15 protein-coding genes are annotated in these 21718 nt (G+C 70.8%); 9 read left to right on the plus strand and 6 right to left on the minus strand.

Going from position 1 to position 21718, the window contains the following annotated elements; genetic code table 11:
- Positions 1-28 precede the first annotated feature (28 nt).
- Together ABI385_RS13770 and ABI385_RS13775 are read left to right on the plus strand one after the other, a co-directional pair.
- A complete protein-coding gene (locus ABI385_RS13770) occupies positions 29-4909 on the plus strand; it encodes a DEAD/DEAH box helicase (protein WP_348104325.1) in 4881 nt (1626 codons plus the stop codon).
- 4 nt (positions 4910-4913) lie between these two features.
- Positions 4914-5810 carry a DNA-formamidopyrimidine glycosylase family protein gene (locus ABI385_RS13775; protein WP_348104326.1) on the plus strand — a complete coding sequence of 299 codons (897 nt, stop codon included), beginning with the start codon at positions 4914-4916 and terminating at the stop codon, positions 5808-5810.
- Between the two features lie 16 nt (positions 5811-5826).
- Here ABI385_RS13775 and ABI385_RS13780 read toward each other — a convergent pair whose 3' ends face one another.
- The 5 genes from ABI385_RS13780 to rimO all read right to left on the minus strand — a co-directional run bounded on the left by ABI385_RS13780 (position 5827) and on the right by rimO (position 10131).
- On the minus strand, positions 5827-6981 hold the full coding sequence (locus ABI385_RS13780) for a dipeptide epimerase (RefSeq protein WP_348104327.1): 1155 nt from the start codon (positions 6979-6981) through the stop codon (positions 5827-5829).
- A 30-nt stretch (positions 6982-7011) separates the two neighbouring features.
- A complete protein-coding gene (locus ABI385_RS13785; RefSeq protein WP_348104328.1) occupies positions 7012-7308 on the minus strand; it encodes a helix-turn-helix transcriptional regulator in 297 nt (98 codons plus the stop codon).
- 218 nt (positions 7309-7526) lie between these two features.
- The gene (locus ABI385_RS13790) at positions 7527-8018 is read right to left on the minus strand and encodes a CinA family protein (RefSeq protein ID WP_348104329.1); all 492 of its coding nucleotides are present in this window, start codon (positions 8016-8018) and stop codon (positions 7527-7529) included.
- Complete coding sequence (pgsA, locus tag ABI385_RS13795) at positions 8015-8680, minus strand: CDP-diacylglycerol--glycerol-3-phosphate 3-phosphatidyltransferase (protein ID WP_348104330.1); 666 nt, start codon at positions 8678-8680, stop codon at positions 8015-8017. The genes ABI385_RS13790 and pgsA overlap by 4 nt, the downstream gene beginning before the upstream one ends.
- Complete coding sequence (rimO, locus tag ABI385_RS13800; RefSeq protein WP_348104331.1) at positions 8677-10131, minus strand: 30S ribosomal protein S12 methylthiotransferase RimO; 1455 nt, start codon at positions 10129-10131, stop codon at positions 8677-8679. Before rimO ends, pgsA begins: the two co-directional genes overlap by 4 nt.
- Before the next feature lie 49 nt (positions 10132-10180).
- Between rimO and ABI385_RS13805 the strand changes: the two genes are divergently transcribed.
- The 7 genes from ABI385_RS13805 to ABI385_RS13830 all read left to right on the plus strand — a co-directional run bounded on the left by ABI385_RS13805 (position 10181) and on the right by ABI385_RS13830 (position 19176).
- A complete protein-coding gene (locus tag ABI385_RS13805; RefSeq protein ID WP_348104332.1) occupies positions 10181-11377 on the plus strand; it encodes a dipeptidase in 1197 nt (398 codons plus the stop codon).
- Positions 11378-11491: 114 nt separating this feature from the next.
- Entirely contained in the window at positions 11492-11578 is an 87-nt protein-coding gene (kdpF, locus tag ABI385_RS18550) for a K(+)-transporting ATPase subunit F (protein WP_407068279.1), read from the plus strand.
- A complete protein-coding gene (gene kdpA, locus ABI385_RS13810) occupies positions 11578-13224 on the plus strand; it encodes a potassium-transporting ATPase subunit KdpA (RefSeq protein WP_348104333.1) in 1647 nt (548 codons plus the stop codon). The genes kdpF and kdpA overlap by 1 nt, the downstream gene beginning before the upstream one ends.
- Complete coding sequence (kdpB, locus tag ABI385_RS13815) at positions 13221-15251, plus strand: potassium-transporting ATPase subunit KdpB (protein ID WP_348104334.1); 2031 nt, start codon at positions 13221-13223, stop codon at positions 15249-15251. Before kdpA ends, kdpB begins: the two co-directional genes overlap by 4 nt.
- Before the next feature lie 5 nt (positions 15252-15256).
- On the plus strand, positions 15257-15832 hold the full coding sequence (kdpC, locus tag ABI385_RS13820) for a potassium-transporting ATPase subunit KdpC (RefSeq protein ID WP_348104335.1): 576 nt from the start codon (positions 15257-15259) through the stop codon (positions 15830-15832).
- 39 nt (positions 15833-15871) lie between these two features.
- A complete protein-coding gene (locus ABI385_RS13825) occupies positions 15872-18496 on the plus strand; it encodes an ATP-binding protein (protein WP_348104336.1) in 2625 nt (874 codons plus the stop codon).
- Positions 18493-19176: a response regulator transcription factor gene (locus tag ABI385_RS13830; RefSeq protein WP_348104337.1), complete on the plus strand. Its 684-nt coding sequence runs from the start codon at positions 18493-18495 to the stop codon at positions 19174-19176. Before ABI385_RS13825 ends, ABI385_RS13830 begins: the two co-directional genes overlap by 4 nt.
- A gap of 7 nt (positions 19177-19183) precedes the next feature.
- On the opposite strand, the gene ABI385_RS13835 is transcribed toward ABI385_RS13830, so the two are convergent.
- Positions 19184-21700 (minus strand): DNA translocase FtsK 4TM domain-containing protein, encoded by a 2517-nt coding sequence (locus ABI385_RS13835; protein ID WP_348104338.1) that lies wholly within the window; start codon positions 21698-21700, stop codon positions 19184-19186.
- Positions 21701-21718 lie beyond the last annotated feature (18 nt).

Raw genomic sequence — 21718 nt, forward strand, 5'->3', positions numbered from 1 at the left:
GGTGGCGGGTGGCAGGGTGGGACACCTGATGAGAGACGACGTCCTCGACCGGTTCTCCCCGGCCACTGCAGCGTGGTTCCGGGGTTCGTTCCCGATGCCCACCGCCGCACAGGTCGGCGCCTGGGAGGCGATCAGCTCGGGCATCGACGCCCTCGTCGTCGCGCCGACCGGGTCGGGCAAGACCCTGTCCGCCTTCCTGTGGGCGCTCGACCGTCTGGTCAGCGGCCCTCCCCCGGAGTCGCCGCAGCGGCGCTGCCGGGTGCTCTACGTCTCGCCGCTCAAGGCGCTCGCGGTCGACGTCGAGCGCAACCTGCGCTCTCCCCTCGTCGGCATCGGGCACGCGGCGGCCCGCCTCGGCCTGCCCCAGCCCGACGTCACCGTCTCGCTGCGCTCCGGCGACACCCCCGCGGCCGAACGCCGGCTCTTCGCCCGAGCGCCCTCCGACATCCTCATCACCACCCCGGAGTCGCTCTTCCTCATGCTGACGTCCAGCGTCCGCGAGGCACTGACGGGGGTCGAGACCGTGATCCTCGACGAGGTGCACGCCGTGGCCGGCACCAAACGCGGGGCTCACCTCGCGCTCACCCTCGAGCGGCTCGACGCCCTGCTGCCCAAACCGGCCCAGCGGATCGGACTGTCGGCGACGGTCCGACCGGTCGAGGAGATGGCCCGTTTCCTCGCGGGGGGCCGTCCCGTCGAGGTGGTGCAGCCGCCGTCGACCAAGGAGTGGGATCTCGAGGTCGTGGTGCCGCTGGCCGACATGTCGGCGCTCGGCGAGCTGACCGAGGACCTGAGCGGTCCGGCCGCCGGGGAGCAGCGCCGGGCCTCCATCTGGCCACACGTCGAGGAACGCATCGTCGACCTCATCGCGCGGCACCGGTCCACGCTGGTGTTTGCCAACTCGCGACGGCTCGCCGAGCGGCTGACCACCCGCCTCAACGAGATCTGGGACGAGCGCCTCACCGCGGCCGCTGACGCCGAGATCACCGGGGAGGCAGAAAATACTCCCAACGCTGGGGATCTTCGTGTCCCGAGGGGCGGGCCCGCGCGAACCCCCGCCGAGATGATGGCCCAGGCGGGTTCGTCCTCGGGCGCGCCGGCGGTGCTGGCGCGGGCGCACCACGGCTCCGTGAGCAAGGAGCAGCGCGCGGAGATCGAGAACGCCCTCAAGGCCGGGCTGCTTCCGGCCGTCGTGGCGACGAGCAGCCTCGAGCTCGGTATCGACATGGGGGCGGTCGACCTCGTCGTCCAGGTCGAGTCGCCCCCGAGTGTCGCCAGCGGACTGCAACGGGTGGGCCGGGCCGGGCACCAGGTCGGCGCCGTGTCGCGAGGCGTGCTGTTCCCCAAGTTCCGCGGCGACCTCGTGCAGACCGCAGTCGTCGTCGAGCGGATGCGCGCCGGGGCGATCGAGTCGATGCGGGTGCCCACCAACCCCCTCGACGTGCTGGCCCAGCAGATCGTCGCGATGTGCGCGCTCGACGACTGGGTGGTGGACGACCTCGAGACCTTGGTACGCAAGGCCGCACCGTTCGCGGGGCTCCCCCGCTCGGTCCTCGAGTCGGTGCTGGACATGCTCGCGGGGCGCTACCCCAGCGACGAGTTCGCCGAGCTACGACCCCGGGTGGTCTGGGACCGGGTCACCGGCGTCCTCACCGGTCGACGCGGCGCCCAGCGGCTCGCCGTCACCTCCGGGGGAACCATCCCCGACCGCGGCCTGTATGCCGTCTTCCTCGCCGGTTCCGAGGGCGCCGGACGGCGGGTGGGTGAGCTCGACGAGGAGATGGTCTACGAGTCCCGGGTCGGTGACGTGTTCACCCTCGGGACCTCCAGCTGGCGGATCGAGGACATCACCCACGACCGCGTCCTGGTCTCACCCGCCCCCGGCCTCCCCGGCAAGCTGCCGTTCTGGAAGGGAGACACACTCGGTCGACCTTCCGAGCTCGGGCAGGCTGTCGGTGCGTTCGTGCGTGAGGTCGGCGCGATGGCTCCGGCGAAGGCTCGCGAGCGCGTGGGCAACGCCGGGCTCGACGAATGGGCGACCGACAACCTGCTGGCCTACCTCGAGGAGCAGAAGGCCGCGACCCGGCACCTGCCGAGCGACCGGACGATCGTGGTCGAACGGTTCCGCGACGAGCTGGGCGACTGGCGGGTCGCTGTGCTCTCGCCGTTCGGGGCTCCCGTTCATGCCCCTTGGGCGCTCTGCGTGTCGGCGCGGATGCGTGAACGTTTCGGGGTCGACGTCCAGGCCATGCATGGCGACGACGGCATCGTCTTCCGCCTCCCCGACCTGGAGTTCGACGCGTTCGACGACCCGGAGGCCGACTCCGGCGACGGGACGGCGGGCACTAAAGGACGAAGTGGAAGCGGGCGAAGCGGGGGTGCCCGCGGCATCGGCGACGAGCTGCTCGCCTTGATCCTGCTCGACCCCGACGAGGTCCACGACCTCGTCACCGAGCAGATTGGTGGGTCCGCGCTGTTCGCCTCCCGGTTCCGCGAGTGCGCGGCCCGCGCCCTGTTGCTCCCGCGCCGCCGACCCGACCGACGCCAGGCTCTCTGGCAGCAACGCCAGCGGTCGGCTCAGCTGCTCGAGGTCGCCAGCCAGTTCCCGTCCTTCCCGATCATCCTCGAGGCGGTTCGCGAATGTGTCCAGGACGTCTACGACGTGCCCGGGCTCAGCGACCTCATGCGGCGCATCGGGTCGCGCGAGGTCAGCCTGCTCGACATCGAGACCGCGCAGCCGTCACCGTTCGCCCGTTCTCTTACGTTCGGCTACGTCGCCCAGTACATCTACGAAGGCGACTCCCCGCTCGCCGAGCGGCGCGCGGCCGCACTGTCTCTCGACCCGACCCTGCTGGCCGAGCTGCTCGGTCGCGGCGACGGGCTCAGCCTCCGCGATCTGCTCGACCCCGAGGCGGTCGCCACAACGGAGTCCGAGCTGCAGCGGCTCGAGGAGTCTCGGCGGGCTCGTGATGCCGAGGACGTGGTCGACCTGCTGCGCAGCATCGGGCCGCTTTCACTCGATGCGGTCGTCGCCCGGACCCAGGATGGTGTCGACGTGCGCACCGTCGGAGGCTGGCTCGTCGAGCTCGAAGGGTCCCGACAGGTCATCCGGCTTCGCGTCGCCGACGAGGAGCGCTGGGCGGCCATCGAGGACGCGGCTCGACTACGCGACGCGCTGGGCTCGTCACTACCCGTCGGGGTCCCCGACGTGTTCCTCCAGCCGGTCGAGGACCCACTCGGGGATCTCGTCGCCCGTTACGCCCGCACCCACGGTCCGTTCCCGGCCGTCGACGTCGCCCACTGGTACGGGCTGGGCCAGGCGGTCGTGTCCGACGCCCTGCGCCGACTGGTCGGCGCCGGCCGTGTCGTCGAGGGTGAGCTGCGACCAGACGGGTCCACGTCGGGCGGAGGCCTGGACTTCTGCGACGCCCAGGTGCTTCGCACACTACGCCGCCGCTCCCTGGCCGCTCTGCGCGCCGAGGTCGAGCCGGTCACCGCGGTGGACTTCGCCCGGTTCCTGCCGGCCTGGCAAGGAGTCGGCGGGACGTTGCGGGGGCCGGAGGGCTTGTTGCGGACGGTCGAGCAGCTCTCCGGCGCGGTCCTGCCGGCGAGCGCGCTCGAGGCGCTCGTCCTTCCCTCGCGGGTAGCCGGTTACACGCCGTCCATGCTCGACGAGCTGATGTCACGCGGCGAGGTCGTCTGGCGCGGACACGGTTCCCTCCCCGGCGACGACGGCTGGGTGTCGCTGCACGTGACTGACCTCGCGCACCTGACCGCCCCCCCGCCGGACGCGAGCCTGGACCTCACGGATCTGCACCACGCCGTGCTCGAGGCGCTGGCCGGTGGAGGTGCCTACTTCTTCCGCACCCTCGGCTCCAGCGTGGCCAGCCTCGGCAGTGCTGATGACGCGTCGCTCCTCGATGTCGTCTGGGACCTCACCTGGGGCGGGTACCTCACCAACGACACCCTGGCCCCGTTGCGCGCCCTGCTCTCCGGCGGCCGGGTCGCGCACCGCCGCACCGCCACCGGACCACGACGCGGCAGGTATGCCGGTCGGCCCGGAGCGCTCGGCGGCCTGGCTGGGGGGGCCAGCCGTGGTGCCCGGCCTTCGATGACCGCCCGCTCGGGTCCGGCGTCGGCGGCCGGACGATGGAGCCTGTTCCCTACGACCGAGACGGACGCCACCGTCCTGGCCTACGCCACGGCCGAGGTGCTGCTCGAGCGCTACGGAGTGGTGACCCGCGGAAGCGCGGTCGCCGAGTCCGTCCCGGGAGGGTTCGCCGCGGCATACCGGGTGCTCGCGGCCGCGGAGGAGTCGGGCCGGGTTCGGCGTGGTTATTTCATCGAGGGCCTGGGGGCTGCGCAGTTCGGCACCACCGGTGCAATCGACCGGCTGCGGGCCCAGAGCCGTCCTCTTGACGCCCCCCGACGGGCCGACGAACGTCCACTCGCCCTCGTGCTGGCCGCGTGCGACCCCGCCAACCCCTATGGGGCTGCCCTCCCGTGGCCCGAACGTCCGTCCAGCCCCGACCCGAGCCCGAGCGCGACGCGCGGCAGTGTCGGTTTGGTCCGGTCGGACCTCGACGGCTCCTCAGCCCCGACCGGACGACCGGGGCGTGGTCACCAACCGGCCCGTAAGGCCGGGGCGCTCGTGGTGCTGGTCGACGGCGAGCTCGTCCTCTACGTCGAACGGGGTGGCAAGACTCTGCTCACCTGGACGGAGCAGCCCGACCCCCTCCAACGTGGGGCGGACGCCCTCGCCCTCGCCGTCCGCGAGGGTGCGCTCGGGCGGCTCACCGTGCAGAAGACGGACGGCAGCCAAGTCCTCAGCTCCGGCCAACCCGTGGTGGAGGCGCTGGCCCGAGCCGGCTTCCTCGCAACACCACGCGGCCTGCGGCTGCGGCGGTGACGGCGTGCCCGAGGGTGACACCGTCTACCGCACCGCACACCGACTCGACCAGGCGCTGGCCGGCGCGCCTCTGACCAGGAGCGACCTGCGGTGGCCGGACCTGTCGACGCTCGACTTCCGGGGCGTGACTACCACCGAGGTCGTTGCCCGCGGCAAGAACATCCTGCATCGCCTGGGCAACGGCGTGACCATCCACTCGCACCTGCGGATGGAAGGTCAGTGGCGGATCGAGTCGACCGCCTCGGTCACGGGGCGCACCCTGGCCAACCTCCAGCTGCGGGCCGTCCTCGGCACGCAGGCCTGGACTGCGCTCGGTGCCCGGCTGGGGGACCTGCACGTGGTGCCGACCGCGCAGGAGCACCAGCTGGTCGGTCACCTCGGCCCCGACGTGCTCGGTCCCGACTGGGATCCGGGCGAGGCGGCACGGCGGCTGGCGCTCGGCTCCACCACGATCGGAGCCGCCCTGCTGGACCAACGCAACCTCGCCGGCGTCGGCACGCTGTATGCGTCGGAGACGCTCTTCCTCGAACGCCTGGGTCCCTGGACGCCGGCCGCCGACGTCTCGCCCTCGACGATGACCTCGCTGGTGGAACGCGCGCACCTACTGCTGGACCGGGGCAGGCGGCACGCCATCCAGTCGACGACGGGCAGTGACCGGCTCGGAGAGACGGCATGGGTGCACGCTCGGTCGGGCCGCCCGTGTCGCCGCTGCGGAGACACGGTGCGGGTCGCCATGATCGGGGAGGCCCCCCGGGACCGGACGATGTTCTACTGCCCGGTCTGTCAAGGCGGTCTGGGACCGACGGACGATGGTCGCCGTCAGCAGCCGCTCGGGTCGGGGGCCGCCATCGGACCTCGGCGCGGGCCGGTCCAGGGTGACCGCGCACGTCGGGGCCGCTGACTGAAGGTGGGACGGATCAGACCAAGGTCTCGGTCAACGCCGAGACGCCGAGTCCCGGCTGGTCCGACAGGACGAGCCGGTCGCCGTGATAGGTCGGCCCGCCGACCACCGGTGACGATGCGGCCCACCAGGCAGCGTCCAGGTCGTCGACGAGGGACGTCGGCTGCGCCGCGACCAGGCTCCCCATCGCGCCGAGGCCGATAGGTGTCTCCATCATCGACCCGACCATCGTCCCGAGCCCGTTCTGGGCCGCCCGGTCGAGCAGCTGCGCTGCGATGGCGAGCGAGCCGCACTTGGCGAGCTTGACGTTGACCAGGTCGGCGGCTTCCAGCCGCAGGATCCGTTCGAGGTCATAACGGCTGTAGAGCGACTCGTCAGCCATGATCGGGAGTCCGACCCGCTGGCGTACCTGCGCAAGGCCTTCGACGTCCTCGCCGGCGACCGGTTGTTCGACCAGCTCAACGCCCAGGTCGGCTGCCTCGAGCGCGCGAATCACCTCGACTGCCTCGTCCACGGTCCACCCCTGGTTGGCGTCGAGCCGGATGGTCACGTGGGGTCCGACGGCGTCGCGCACGCGGAGCACCCGCTCGACGTCCGTCCGCGCGTCGGTGCCCACCTTCATCTTCAGCGTCCTGAACCCGTCGGCCACCCGAGCCGCTGCCGAGGCAGCCAACTCCGGTGCGCTCCCTGCCGACAGGGTGACATCGGTGCGCACCTCGCTCGGTCTGGGTTCACTGTCGGGTTCACTGTCGGGTTCACTGTTGGGTTCACTACCGGGACGTCTCCCATGACGGACCCCGAGGAGCTCGGCCAGGGTGACCCCGGCACGCCGGGCGCTGAGGTCACGCAGGGCGACGTCCACGGCAGCCTTGGCACCGAAGTTGCGGGCCACCGCCGCCTGCAAGGATGCGGCGACCTCCTCCCAGTCGTCGGTGTCGCGGCCCACGACGAGCGGTCCGAGCATCCGCTCGACGCAGGCGGTGGCACCCATGAGGGACTCACCGGTCACCTGCCAGGCCTGAGGGGCCTCACCCCACCCGGTGATGCCATCGTCGTCTGTCACGCGGACCACGACCGTGTCGGTCGTCTCGGTGCGCCGCAGGGCCGTGACGAACGGGGTGTGCAACAGCACGGACAGCTGGGTGCAGGAGACCGAGACGAACCGGCTCACAACGGCTGGGGCTCCAGCGGGCGAGGAGGGTCAGGCCGCGGAAGCGACGACGCTCGCGGCGGCGACCGGCAGCGTCACCGGGGCGGTGAGCGACTCCGTGATGGCCACCCGGGTCGAGACCTCGCGCAGCACCTCGGACAGCGGCATGCCCAGAGCGCCGCAGATGGAGCCGAGCAGCTCGGAAGAGGCTTCCTTCTCGCCGCGCTCGACCTCGCTGAGGTAGCCGAGTGAGACTGCGGCCGATGAGGAGACCTCACGTAGGGTGCGTCCCTGGTGCTGTCGTTCCTCGCGCAGGACGTCACCCAGCTCACGTCGCAACAGGACCATGGTCGCCTCCTTCGCCGTCTCTCGATGGGATCTGCCGTCAGTCACGCCGATGAACCGGTTCCACCATAACCCGTGACCCCCGCAGGCCGCCGTCCGGTTGTGTCGTTTCGCCGTGAGCGGACACCCGTCGCACACGTCAACAGCGCGAGCCGAACGAGGCTTCCCGGACCGTCTGTACGCGTGCGGACGCGTGCGGGGACGCGTGACCACACCGCTGCTCAGGCGCGCAGCTGGTCGGCGAGCAGCCCCAGCGCTGCGTCCACCGAGGCCACCCGCACCATTGCCCGGCCCCCGTCGAATCGGTGCTGATGGACAACAGGGACGACCCGGACGGCTGGCCCGGCGGGGACCTCTGGGCCGGCGACGGCGACGTAGACCAGGCCGACCGGCATACCGTCCTGCGGGTCGGGTCCGGCGACGCCGGTGGTGGCGACCCCCCAGTCAGCACCGAGGACGCGCTGCGCCCCGACGGCCATCTGAGCCGCGACCTCCGCGTCGACCGCGCCCCGCGCGGCGAGCAGCTCGGCGTCCACGCCGAGGAGCTCGTGCTTGAGGTCGGTGGCATAGCTGACGACCCCTCCGCGTACTACCGCGGAGGCACCGGGCACGTCGACGAGCCGCGCCGTCAGCAGCCCCCCGGTGAGCGACTCCGCGCAGCCCACCGACTCGCCGCGTTCGAGAAGCAGCGCCACGATCTCGGCTGCGGTCACACTCGACCGTCGCGGCGGCCGGCTCTGGCCCGGCGCTTCTCGGCCGTGCGGGCGCTGGTGCGGCGCAGCTCGCGGGCCTGGTTGAGGTAGTCGACCCCGGTCACCAGCGTCACGACCAGGGCTGCGCCGAGGACGACGTAGGCCACCGTCAGCCATACCGAGCCGCCCGGCAGGGACTCGAGAGGAAACAGCAACAGGGTCAGCGCGGCCGCCTGGAGCATCGTCTTGAGCTTGCCACCGCGGCCGGCGGGCATCACCCCGTGCCGGATGACGGCGAACCGCACCACGGTGATGCCCAGCTCCCGCACCAGGATCAGCGTCGTCACCCACCACGGCACGATCCCGATGATCGACAACCCGATCAGCGCCATGCCCGTGAGCGCCTTGTCGGCGATGGGGTCGAGCACCTTCCCGAGGTCCGTGACCAGCCCGTGGCGGCGCGCGAGGTCGCCGTCGATGCTGTCGGTGACCATCGCGACCACGAAGACGGCACACGCGGCCAGTCGGTAGGCCCAGGTATGGCCTCCCTCGGCGAGCAGCAGCCACCCGAGCAGCGGAACCATCAGCAGCCGGATCACGGTGAGCGCGTTCGCGACGTTCCAGTTGCTGGGAGTCGGGCGTCGCGCCTGACCCGTCCCGGTCTCGCCCGGGGTGGCGCTCATCGTGACCTGGCGACCAGGTCAACGCCCTTCGAACCGACGACGGTCGCGCGGACGATCTCGCCGACCGCGGGACGCGGCACTCCGGGAGCGAACAGGACGGTGGTGCTCCCGTCGACGTCGGGACCCTGGTATGCGGTCCGACCAGTCACCGACCCGGCACCCGTCTCACCCGCTTCACTGACCTCGTCATCCAGCTCCTCGACCAGGACCTCGACGTCCTCCCCGATCCGCTCGGCCGCACGCTGCGAGGTCAGCTCCTCGACGAGGTCGGTGATGCGGGCGACCCGCTCGGAGACGACGTCGTCCGGCAGGTGCCCGTCAAGGCGCTCCGCCTCGGTCCCGTCCTCGTCGGAGTAGCCGAAGACGCCGACCACGTCAAGCCGCGCCTGGCTCAGGAAGGCCTCGAGCTCGTCGACGTCGGACTCGCTCTCGCTGGGGAACCCTAGGATGACGTTGGTCCGCACGCCAGCCGTGGGGTTGCCCTCGCGCACGCGTCCGAGCAGGTCGAGGAACGCCTCCCGGCTGCCGAACCGGCGCATCCGCCGCAGCAGGGGTTCGGAGGCGTGCTGGAAAGAGATGTCGTAGTAGGGAACCACGCGAGTCGTCTCCGCCATAGCGCGCAGCAGCCCGGGCCGGATCTCCGCCGGCTGCAGGTAGGACACGCGCACGCGGTCGATCCCCTCGACCTCACCCAGCTGCGGCAGGAGCTTCTCCAACAGCGCCAGATCGCCGAGGTCCTTGCCGTAGGACGTGGAGTTCTCGCTGACGAGGAACACCTCCCGAACGCCTCGCTGCGCCAACCATTCTGCCTCGGCCACGACGTCCTGCGGCAACCGGGAGACGAACGCCCCCCGGAACGACGGGATGGCGCAGAACGCGCATCGGCGGTCGCAGCCGCTGGCGATCTTCAGCGGGGCCCATGGCATCCCGGAGAGCCGAGCGCGGACGGGACGCGGTCCGGACGCGGGAAGCCCGGGGATCGCCACCGTCGACAGCTGCGCGGGCCGGTGCACGGGTGCCAACGGCAGCAGCTTGCGCCGGTCCGACGGGGTGTGCGAGGCGACGTGCCCGCCACCGAGGATCGCAGTCAGATGGTCGGACATCGTGGTGTACGAGTCGAACCCGAGCACCGCATCGGCCTCGGGCAGCTGCGAGGCCAGCTGTTCGCCATAGCGTTCGGCGAGACAGCCGACAGCCACGACCGCACGCGTACGGTTGCTGCCGTCCTTGAGGTCGGATGCCTCCAGCAGCGCGTCGATCGAGTCCTTCTTGGCCTGCTCGACGAACCCGCAGGTGTTGACCACCGCGACGTCGGCGTCGGCGGCGTCGTCGACGAGCTCCCAGCCTTCGTCCTGAAGCCGCCCGGCCAGCTCCTCGGAGTCGACCTCGTTGCGGGTGCACCCCAGGGTGACCAGAGCGACCCGGCGGCGGGGCGTGGTGGAGACGGGCACGCCCGGAGTCTACGGCGCGGGCGCGATCTCCCCTGCCATCATCGAGAGCATGACCCGCACCTCCGTTCCCGTGATCGACGGCCACAACGACCTCGCCTGGGAGCTGCGCCGGCAGGTCGGCTACGACCTCGACCGCATCGACGTCGGTCGGCGCCAGACCTCGACGGCCACCGACCTCCCCCGCCTGCGCGAGGGCGGGGTGGCCGGCCAGTTCTGGTCGGTCTACGCCCCCAGCAACCTCCCGGGCGACCTCGCCGTCACCCAGACCCTCGAGCAGGTGGACTTCATCTACCGTCTGGTGGGCCGGTATGCCGGCGACCTCACCCTGGCGCGCACGGCAGACGACGTCGAGGCCGCCATGACCTCCGGCCGGATCGCGTCACTACTCGGCGCCGAGGGCGGGCAGTCGATCGGTTGCTCGCTGGGTGCGTTGCGCGTGCTGCACGGGCTGGGCCTGCGCTACCTGACGCTGACCCACAACGACAACACGCCCTGGGCAGACTCGGCAACCGACACCGCGGTGCACGGCGGCCTCTCGCGGTTCGGTGTCGAGGTGGTCCGTGAGATGAACCGGCTCGGCGTGCTTGTCGACCTCTCCCACGTCTCGGTCGACACCATGCGTGCAGCCCTCGTCGCGAGCGAGGCCCCCGTCATCTTCAGCCACTCCTGCGCACAAGCCGTGACGGACGTGGTCCGCAACGTGCCGGACGACGTACTCCTCTCGATGGCGGCGGGCGGCGGGGTCTGCATGGTCGCCTTCGTGCCGGAGTTCCTTACCGAGGAGGCCGCGGCGTGGCGGGCCGAGGCGGTCGCGCACGCTGCAGGCGACGGCATCTCCGCATCGGACTTCCCGAGGTTCATGGCGTGGTCCGTCGGCTACGCGCGTGCGCATCCGAAGCCCCTCGCGACGGTCGACGACGTCGTGCGGCACGTCGAGCACGTCCGCGATGTGGCGGGTATCGAGCACGTGGGACTGGGGGGCGACTACGACGGCACCGACACGATGCCGGTCGGGCTGGAGGACGTGTCGGCATACCCGCGGCTGCTGGACGCCCTTGACGAGCGTGGTTGGTCCGACGACGATCTAGCAAAGCTGGCGCACCGCAACGCGATTCGCGTGCTTCGTGACGCCGAGTCCGTTGCCAGGGACCTGTCCGCACTGCGGGCGCCGTCGCTCGCCACCATCGGTGAGCTGGACGGCATACCCGCCGCCGTCGGAAAAGACAACACCGTCTGCCCCGTCTAAGGGCGGACATGCCGGCGCCGGCGCCCCCGGGCGTGCGTCAAGATCGCGTCAAAGCCCGTCAACCGCACATCAACACCAAGGGCCGCCGAGCCGGGAGCGCGTTGACTCGCTGACGTGATCGAGAACATCGTTGCGGGGCTCCTGGCCCTGGCCCTCATCGGCTACCTCGTGTACGCACTGGTCAGACCGGACCGTTTCTGATGAGTGACGCCGTCTCCGGGATGCTCACCATCGGCGTTCTGGTCGTGCTGCTCGCCGTCACGCACGCCCCCCTCGGCGGGTGGCTGGCGCGGGTCTTCACCAGCGAGAAGCACTGGCGCGTCGAGCGGTTCGCCTACCGGCTCTGTGGAGTGAACCCCGACAAGGAACAACGCTGGCAGGTCTATGCCGCCTCCGTGGGCGCCTTCACCATCCTCAGTTTCGTGCTGCTCTTCGTCGTCATCGTGGGGCAGGGGGTTCTCCCGTTCCACCACGGTGAGTCGATGCACGTCGACACCGCGGTCAACACCGCGGTCTCGTTCGTCACCAACACGAACTGGCAGTCGTACGCCGGTGAGGCGGGCGCGTCGCAGTTCGTCCAGGCATTCGGGCTCACCGTCCAGAACTTCACCTCGGCCGCGGTCGGCATCGCCGTGGTGGCCGCACTGATCCGAGCCATCGCGCGGCAGCAAGGAACGACGATCGGCAACTTCTGGGTCGACCTGGTCCGCACGACTGTCCGGGTGCTGCTGCCCCTCGCCGTCGTCGGCGCGGTCCTGCTCGTCGTGGGCGGCGTCGTGCAGAACCTCGCCGACCCGACGACCGTCACGGGGGTCACCGGGGCGACCCAGGTCATCCCCGGCGGCCTGGTCGCCTCACAGGAGGTGATCAAGGAGCTCGGCACCAACGGCGGCGGCTTCTTCAACGCCAACAGCTCGCACCCGTTCGAGAACCCCAACGCCCTGACCAACCTCTTCGAGATCTTCCTCATCCTCGTCATCCCGTTCGCACTTCCCAGGGCCTACGGCATCATGGTCGGCGACCGCCGCCAGGGCCACGCGATCACCGCGTTCATGGGGCTTCTGTGGGGCACCTCCCTCGCGCTCGTGACCTGGGCCGAGGTCGCCGCGTCCAGCGGTGTCGCCGGGAGCATGGAGGGCAAGGAGACGCGGTTCGGCATCTGGGCGTCGACGCTGTTCGCCGCCTCGACCACCTCGACGTCTACGGGCGCCGTCAACTCGATGCACGAGAGCTACAGCCCCGCCGGCGGCGGGGTCGTGCTGCTCAACATGATGCTGGGCGAGATCTCCCCGGGCGGCACCGGCTCGGGGCTCTACGGCGCGCTCGTCGTGGCCATCATCACCGTGTTCATCGCGGGCTTGATGGTAGGACGGACACCGGAGCTGCTCGGCAAGACCGTTGGCCGTCACGAGATCACCCTCGCAGCGCTCTACACCCTGGTGACCCCGGCCGTGGTCCTCGTCCTTTCGGCCATCGGCATCGGACTTCCGGTCAGCCGAGACGCGCTGCTCGGCTCGGGACCGCACGGGCTGACCGAGATGGTGTACGCGTACACCTCCGCCGCCAACAACAACGGGTCGGCCTTCGCCGGTCTGAGCGCCGACCAGCCCTACCTCAACCTGACGCTGGCGCTCGCCATGGCACTGGGGCGCTTCGCCCCCCTCGTCCTGGTCCTGGCCCTGGCCGGACGGTTCGTCGTCCAACGACGTCGACCGGTCACCGCCGGGACCATGCCCACCCACACACCCCTGTTCGTCACTCTGCTCGTCAGCGTCGCGCTGGTCGTCACCGGGCTGACGTACTTCCCCACCCTGGCGCTCGGCCCGATCGCGGAGGCACTGCAGTGACCGTCCACTCCATCGTGTTCAGCCTGCCGCAGGCGTTCGTCAAGCTCGACCCCCGACATGTGTTCCGTAGCCCCGTGATCTTCGTGGTCTGGGTCGGGTCGGTGCTCACCACCGTGCTGGCCGCCGTCAACCCCGGGGTGTTCACCGTCGGCATCGCGGTGTGGCTGTGGATCACCGTCTTGTTCGCCAACGTGGCCGAAGCCGTGGCCGAGGGTCGCGGCAAGGCCCAGGCCGCCACCTTGCGGGCGACCCGCGTCGACACGATGGCGCGTCGCCTCACCTCGGACGGACGGACCGCGGAGGAGGTGTCCGGCGCGCAGCTGCGGCTCGGCGATCTCGTCGTGGTGGAGGCAGGACAGGTCATCCCCGGTGACGGTGACATCGTCGAGGGTGTAGCCAGCGTCGACGAGTCGGCTATCACCGGAGAGTCGGCACCGGTCATCCGGGAGTCCGGCGGCGACCGGTGCGCTGTCACCGGCGGTACGACCGTCCTGTCGGACCGGATCGTCGTGCGAATCACCACCAAGCCCGGTGAGACGTTCATCGACCGGATGATCGCCCTGGTCGAGGGCGCGTCCCGCCAGAAGACGCCAAACGAGATCGCGCTCAACATCTTGTTGGCGACCCTGACCATCATCTTCCTGCTCGTCGTCATTGCGCTCCAGCCGATGGCGGGCTACTCCGGGGGTCTTCAGCAGGTCGTGGTCCTCGTCGCGCTGCTCGTCTGCCTGATCCCCACGACCATCGGGGCGCTGCTCTCCGCAATCGGCATCGCCGGGATGGACCGCCTGGTTCAGCGCAACGTGCTCGCCATGTCGGGCCGCGCCGTGGAGGCGGCCGGGGACGTGTCGACGCTGCTGCTGGACAAGACCGGCACGATCACCCTCGGGAACCGCCGGGCGACCGAGCTCCGCGCGGTGGGCGGGGTCAGCTCGTCGCAGCTGACGCACGCCGCATACCTCAGCAGCCTGGCCGACGAGACCCCCGAGGGCCGCTCGGTCGTCGAGCTCGCGACGGCGCAGGGAGAGTCGCACACCGCAACCGCGCTGGGGGACCTCCAGCACGACGGCGCCGTATTCGTGGAGTTCACCGCCCAGACCAGGATGTCCGGCGTCGACCTGTCTACCGGTCTCCAGATCCGCAAGGGCGCCGGCAGCCAGGTCGTCCAGTGGGTCCTTGCCGGCGGAGGTACCGAACCCGCTGGGCTTCATGAGGTCGTCGACGGCATCGCCGCCGCGGGCGGCACCCCGCTCGTCGTCGCCCAGAGACAGGACGCCCAGCCGGCCCAGGTCCTTGGTGTCATCCACCTGAAGGACGTCGTCAAACCCGGGATGACGGAGCGCTTCGACCGGTTGCGGGCCATGGGAATTCGGACGGTGATGATCACTGGGGACAACCCGTTGACCGCCGCTGCCATCGCCAAGGAGGCCGGCGTCGACGACTTCCTCGCCGAGGCCACTCCCGAGGACAAGATGGCCCTGATCCGCAAGGAGCAGGAGGGCGGCCGGCTCGTCGCGATGACCGGGGACGGCACGAACGACGCGCCGGCACTGGCCCAAGCCGACGTCGGCGTGGCGATGAACACCGGTACGTCGGCCGCCAAGGAGGCCGGCAACATGGTCGACCTGGACTCCGACCCGACCAAGCTCATCGAGATCGTCGAGATCGGCAAGCAGCTGCTCATCACCCGGGGCGCGCTGACGACCTTCTCCATCGCCAACGACGTCGCCAAGTACTTCGCCATCATCCCGGCCATGTTCACCGGGATCTTCCCGGGGCTCGTGGCGCTCAACATCATGCACCTCTCGACACCCAGCTCGGCGATGCTCTCAGCCGTCATCTTCAACGCCCTCGTCATCGTCGCGCTGATTCCGTTGGCCCTACGCGGTGTTCGGTACCGACCCTCCGGTGCGGCCACGATGCTGCGACGCAACCTGCTGGTCTACGGGCTGGGCGGCGTCCTCACGCCGTTCCTCGGCATCAAGCTCATCGACCTCGTCGTCTCCCTCCTGCCCGGAATGAAGTGACCTGCATGACCACCCTCACCCGCCAGCTGTCCGCTGCCCTGCGTACCCTGCTCGTGCTCACGCTCCTGTGCGGAGTGGCCTACCCGCTCGTCGTCCTCGGGGTCGGCCAGGCCGTCGACCACACGGCCGCCAACGGCTCGCTGCTCGAGCGCGGAAAAACCGTCGTAGGGACGAGCAGCTTCGGCCAGCAGGTCACCGGGGCCCAGTGGTTCCAGGGTCGGCGGTCGGCCAGCGAGTATGCCGGGACATCCAGCGGCGGCTCGAACCTCGGCCCCAACGAGGCGGCGCAGACCAAGGCCCTGGCAGACGCCCGCGCGGCGCTCGTGGCCGCCAACCCGCAGGCGTCGACGCCGCCACCTGCCGAGGCCCTCGCTGCCTCCGCGAGCGGCCTCGACCCCGACATCTCCCCCGCGTACGCGCGGTGGCAGGTTGCGCGCGTGGCCTCCGCCCGGGGCATGTCGGTCGGCTCGGTGCAGGCTCTGGTGGAAGCGCACACCAAGGGTCGAGTCCTGGGGTTCCTCGGTGAGGAACGGGTCAACGTGACCGAGCTCGACCTCGCCCTGGCCCAGGCGACGTCCTGAACGGGCCTGAGATGCCGCTGCCCAGAGGACAATGACGTCATGGCCCGTGGACGACTGCGCATCTATCTCGGTGCCGCGCCCGGTGTGGGCAAGACGGTCGCGATGCTGGCCGAGGCTCGACGGGGGGTGGACCGCGGCACCGACGTCGTCGTCGGCATCCTCGAGACGCACGGCCGCTCGTTCACGAGCTCGGCGGCCGAAGGCCTCGAGGTCGTCCCGCGTCGGCGGGTCGAGCACCGCGGCTCCACGCTGACCGAGCTCGACGTGGACGCTGTCCTGGCCCGCGCGCCGGAGGTCGTGCTGGTCGACGAGCTCGCGCATACCAATGCCCCCGGGTCGGCCCGCGCCAAACGTTGGGAGGACATCGAGGTCCTGCAGTCAGCTGGCATCGACGTCATCTCGACCGTGAACATCCAGCACCTGGAGTCGCTCAACGACGTTGTCGAGTCGATCACGGGTGTGCTGCAGCGCGAGACGGTCCCCGACGACATCGTCCGCGCCGCCGACCAGATCGAGCTCGTCGACATGTCGCCGGAGTCCCTTCGTCGTCGGATGGCCCACGGCAACGTCTACGCGGCCGACCGGATCGACGCGGCGTTGACCAACTACTTCCGGCCAGGCAACCTGTCAGCCCTGCGCGAGCTGGCGCTGCTCTGGCTGGCGGACCGCGTGGACGAGACCCTGGAGCGTTATCGCGCCTCCCAAGGGATCTCCGCCCCCTGGCCGACCCGCGAACGGATCGTGGTCGCCCTCACGGGTGGTGAGGAGAGCGAGACGGTGCTGCGCCGCGCGGGCCAGATCGCGTCCCGCGGCGCCGGGAGCGAGCTGCTCGCGTGCCACGTCACCCGGTCGGACGGGCTGGTCGACGCGGACCCCGAAGCCCTCGCCACCCAACGGCGGCTGGTCAAGGAGCTCGGTGGTGTCATGCACGAGGTCGCCGGCAGCGACGTCGCCCAGTCCATTCTCGACTTCGCGCGCGGAGCCAACGCCACCCAGATCGTCATCGGGACCAGCCGGGGTCCGGTGCTGTCCTCCCTGCTCCGCCGCGGTGTCGGGCAGCAGGTTGCCCGAGACGCCGGTGACATCGACGTCCACCTCGTGGGACACGCGGTGGGGCGCAGCGACACTCTGGCCCGACCGGCATACGGGCTCGGGCGGGCCCGCCGGATCTCCGGGTGGCTGCTGGCGACGGTCGGGGTCGCGGCCGTGACGCTCGGTCTCAGCCTGACCCGCCCATGGCACCAGCTCCCACTCGAGGTGCTCATCTTCCTCACGTTGACCGTGGCCACCGCGCTCGTCGGAGGGTTGCTTCCGGCACTCGTCTGCGCGGTCGTGTCCTCGCTGGCGATCAACTGGTTCTTCACCGAACCCGTCGGCACACTGACGATCCAGAGTCCCGAGAACGCGGTAGCGCTACTCGTGTTCGTCGTCGTCGCCGCGGCCGTGGCGTCCGTGGTGCACCGGGCCGCGCGACGACGTGACATCGCGCTCCGCTCCGAGCGAGAGTCGCGCATCCTCGCCGCCCTGTCCCAGTCGCTGCTCGCCGAGGCCGACCCCGTGCCGGCGCTCCTCGAACGAGCCCGGTCGACCTTCGCGATGACTGCGGCAGCCCTGGTCTCCCGAACGAACGTCCGTGAACCGTGGACGGTGGTTGCCGCCGCCGGCGACTTCGCCGCCGACGACATCGGGTCGGCGTCGGTGCGTCAGACCGTCGACGAGCAGACCGAGCTCGTTCTCGTCGGGCCAGTCCTTCCCGCCGACGAGCAGCGTCTCGTGGTGGCCTTCACCTCGCACGCCGCGTCGTTGCTGACCCGGGACCGCCTCGTGGTGGAGGCCGCTCGAGCTCGCGGCCTGGCCCGCGACAGTCGTTCTCGCACCGCGCTTCTCGCGGCGGTCTCGCACGACCTGCGTACGCCGCTGGCCGGGATCAAGGCGGCGGTCTCGAGTCTGCGCCAGCAGGACGTCCAGTTCTCCCCCGAGGACGAGGCACAGCTGCTGGAGTCGATCGAGGAGTCCAGTGACCGGCTGGGGTCGTTGATCGGCAACCTCCTCGACATGTCGCGCATCCAGACGGGCACCATCACCGCGCACCTCGGAGAGCTGTCGCTGGACGACGTCGTCGACGCGGCCCGGAGCCCGCTCGCGGACGGCGGCCGGGTGCGCACGAGGTTCGACCACGACCTCCCCCTCCTCCGTGCGGACGCCGGACTGCTGGACCGGGTACTCGCCAACGTCCTCGAGAACGCGTTGCGGCACTCACCGGGCCGGCGCGAGGTCGTCGTGCAGGCCAGTCGCCTCGGCGAACGGGTTCAGGTCCGCGTTGTCGACCGCGGTCCTGGAGTGAGCGACGCGGCCAAGGAGCAGATCTTCGCGCCGTTCCAGCGCGGGGGTGACACTCCGCGAGGCGACGGCGTGGGTCTCGGGCTCGCGGTGGCGCGCGGCCTGACGGAGCTGATGGATGGGACGCTCTGGGCTGAGGACACCCCTGGAGGCGGGCTGACGATCGCCATCGACCTGCCCATGGCGTTCGACACCGAGGGTGCGACGGACTCGAACGACACCAGGGACGTGAGAGACACGAGCAGCTCGAGCAGCTCGAGCAGCGCCGTGGCCAGCACCGTGGCCAGCACCGTGGCCAGCACCGCGCAAGGGTCGCGCGGGTGACCTTCGTCCTGGTCGTCGACGACGAACCCCACATCCGCCGCACCCTGGGCATCAACCTGCGCGCGCGGGACTACGAGGTCGAGATGGCCGGTGACGGCCGGTCGGCCTTGCAGATCGTCGCCGAGCGGACGCCGGATGTCATCGTGCTCGACCTCGGACTGCCCGACATCGACGGGGTGGACGTCCTGCGACGGTTGCGCGCCGTGTCGACCGTCCCGGTCGTCGTGCTCTCCGCGCGCCACGACTCAGACGACAAGGTCGAGGCCCTGGATGCCGGAGCGGACGACTACGTGACGAAGCCTTTCGGCATGGACGAGTTCCTGGCCCGGATCCGGGCGGCTGTGCGGCGTGGGGCCGGCGAGACCCACGAGCCGCTCGTCGTCACCACCGACGACTTCATCCTCGACATCGGCGAGCGGCAGGCCCGCCGCCGCACCGACGGCACGGAGATCCGTCTCACCCCGACCGAGTGGCGTCTGCTCGAGGCGCTCGCCCATCGGGCCGGCCACCTGGTCACGCATGCCGAGCTGCTGCGCGCGGCATGGGGACCGGCTTACGGGCGCGAGCTCAACTACCTGCGCGTCTACGCCAACCAGCTGCGTCGCAAGCTCGAACCCGATCCTGCCGCGCCCCGCTACCTCCTCACGGAGCCCGGAGTCGGCTACCGGCTGGTGGTCTGACGCCCAGTCAGTCCCGGCCCGTCAGACCCCAGGCGTCTTCTCCGTCTTCTCCGTCGACCTCCTCGTACCGCCGCTCGGGCCCGTCCGCGGAGCCCACCACGTCGTCCTCGAACGGCGCCTCGACGGGGATGTCGTCACCGCGCAGCAGCGCGATGGTGCGCGGCAGGTCGTCGGCCCTGACCAGCACGTCACGCGCCTTGGAACCCTCGGACGGACCGACGATCCCGCGCGACTCGAGCAGGTCCATCAGCCGCCCGGCCTTGGCGAAACCGACCCGCAGCTTGCGCTGCAGCATCGACGTGGACCCGAACTGGGTGGTCACCACGAGCTCGGTTGCCTGCAGCAGCAGGTCGAGGTCGTCGCCGATGTCGTCGTCCACCTGCTTGTGCGCGACCGCCACGATCACGTCGTCCCGGTAGGTCGGCTTCAGCTGCGCGGTGACGCTCTTGACGACCGCGTTGACCTCGGACTCGGTGACCCAGGCGCCCTGGACGCGGATCGGCTTGCTGGTGCCCATCGGCAGGAACAGCGCATCCCCTTGACCGACGAGCTTCTCGGCACCGGCCTGGTCCAGGACAACCCTGGAGTCGGCCAGCGACGACGTCGCGAACGCCATCCGTGACGGCACGTTGGCCTTGATGAGTCCGGTGACGACGTCAACCGACGGGCGCTGGGTCGCCAGCACGAGGTGGATCCCAGCGGCCCGGGCGAGCTGGGTGATCCGCACGATCGACTCCTCGACGTCGCGCGGAGCCACCATCATCAGGTCGGCGAGCTCGTCGACGATGACGAGCAGGTAAGGGTATGGCTTCAGGACCCGCTCCGAACCAGGCAGCGGTGTGGCCTTGCCGGAGCGGACCGCCTTGTTGAAGTCGTCGACGTGCTTGAACCCGAACGCCGCCAGGTCGTCGTACCGCGTGTCCATCTCGCGAACCACCCAGGCCAGGGCCTCCGCGGCCTTCTTGGGACTGGTGATGATCGGGGTGATGAGGTGCGGAACCCCCTCGTATGCCGTCAGCTCGACCCGCTTCGGGTCGATGAGGACCATCCGCACCTCGTCGGGGGTCGAGCGCATCAGGATCGAGGTGATCACCGAGTCGACGAACGAGGACTTGCCGGCGCCCGTTGCGCCGGCCACGAGCAGGTGCGGCATCTTCGCGAGGTTCGCGACGACGTAGCCGCCCTCGACGTCCTTACCGACTCCTATCACCATGGGGTGGTGGTTGTCCCTGGCTGCCTGGCTGCGCAGCACGTCACCGAGCGACACGGTCTCGCGGTCGGTGTTGGGGATCTCGATCCCGATCGCGGACTTGCCCGGGATCGGGCTGAGGATCCGGACGTCGGCCGAGGCGACCGAATACGCGATGTTCTTGGACAAGGCGGTGACCCGCTCGACCTTGGTTGCCGGGCCGAGCTCCACCTCATAGCGCGTCACGGTGGGACCCCGCATGAAACCCGTGACCTGGGCGTCGATGTCGAACTGGTCGAAGACGCGGGTCAGGGCCTCCAGGACGCGGTCGTTGGCGACGCTGCGGGTCCGGTGCGGAGCGCCGGGCGTCAGCAAAGCCTGGGCGGGAAGGGTGTACGCGATGTCACCGGTGAGCGCCAGCTGCTCGACCCGCGCCGGGAGTGTGGACGTGGGCAGCGGCATCAGCTCCTTCTTGGCGACGAGCCCGACAGCCGTGTTCGGGTCGCCGGGCTGCAGACCTCCGGTTCCGGTGAGGCTGGTGGCGTCGGTGAGGCCGGTGGCGTCGGGGGCGTCGGGGGCGTTGTCGGGAGCGGGGCGACGTTCGCCCGGGCGCAGGCGGCGCCCGCCGCCCGAGTCAGGGGCGACGACGGCCGCCTGCTCGAACGCCTCGTCGCCAGAGCGCCCTTCGAGCAGATCGACGGCCCGCCGACGTCCGCGAGCCGGCATGCCGGCGCCGGCCTGGGTGGCCCCGGTGTTCTCGCCGCCGGCGGGCTCGTCTTCAGGAGCCGCACCGACCAGCCGGTCGCGCAGCTGCACGAAGCGGTGCGGGATCTCGCGAACCGGGGTCGCGGTGACGACCAGCAGCCCGAACACCGCGAGCAGGACCAGGATGACGACGGCGCCCGTGCTCGACACGGCGGCGGCCAGCGGGCTCGAGGCGAGGAACCCGACGATCCCCCCGGCGGCGCGCATCTGGTTCGCCCCGCCCGGCGGGTTGGGGATGCCGTCGGCGATGTGGGCGAGACCGCACGCAGCGAAGGTGAGCGCCGCGGTGCCGAGCAGGATCCGGTTCGTCGCGGCCTCGTCCTGCGGCGCGCGCAGCAGCCGGAGCGCGAACGCCAGCAAGACGAGCGGCAGCGCGTAGGCGACCCGTCCGAGCGTCCCCGCGACGACCGCGTGGATGACGTCGCCGACCGGTCCGGGCACGCCCCACCATTCGCGGGCCGCGACGACGACGGCGAGCGCGATCAGTCCGAGCCCGATGCCGTCGCGCCGATGCTCCGGCTCGAGGTCGCGGGCCGTCGAGCCGACCCGGCGTACGGCGCCTCCGGCCACGTGCGACACCCCGAGCCA

This window comes from Lapillicoccus sp., assembly GCF_039935575.1.
Classification (GTDB): Bacteria; Actinomycetota; Actinomycetes; order Actinomycetales; family Dermatophilaceae; genus Lapillicoccus.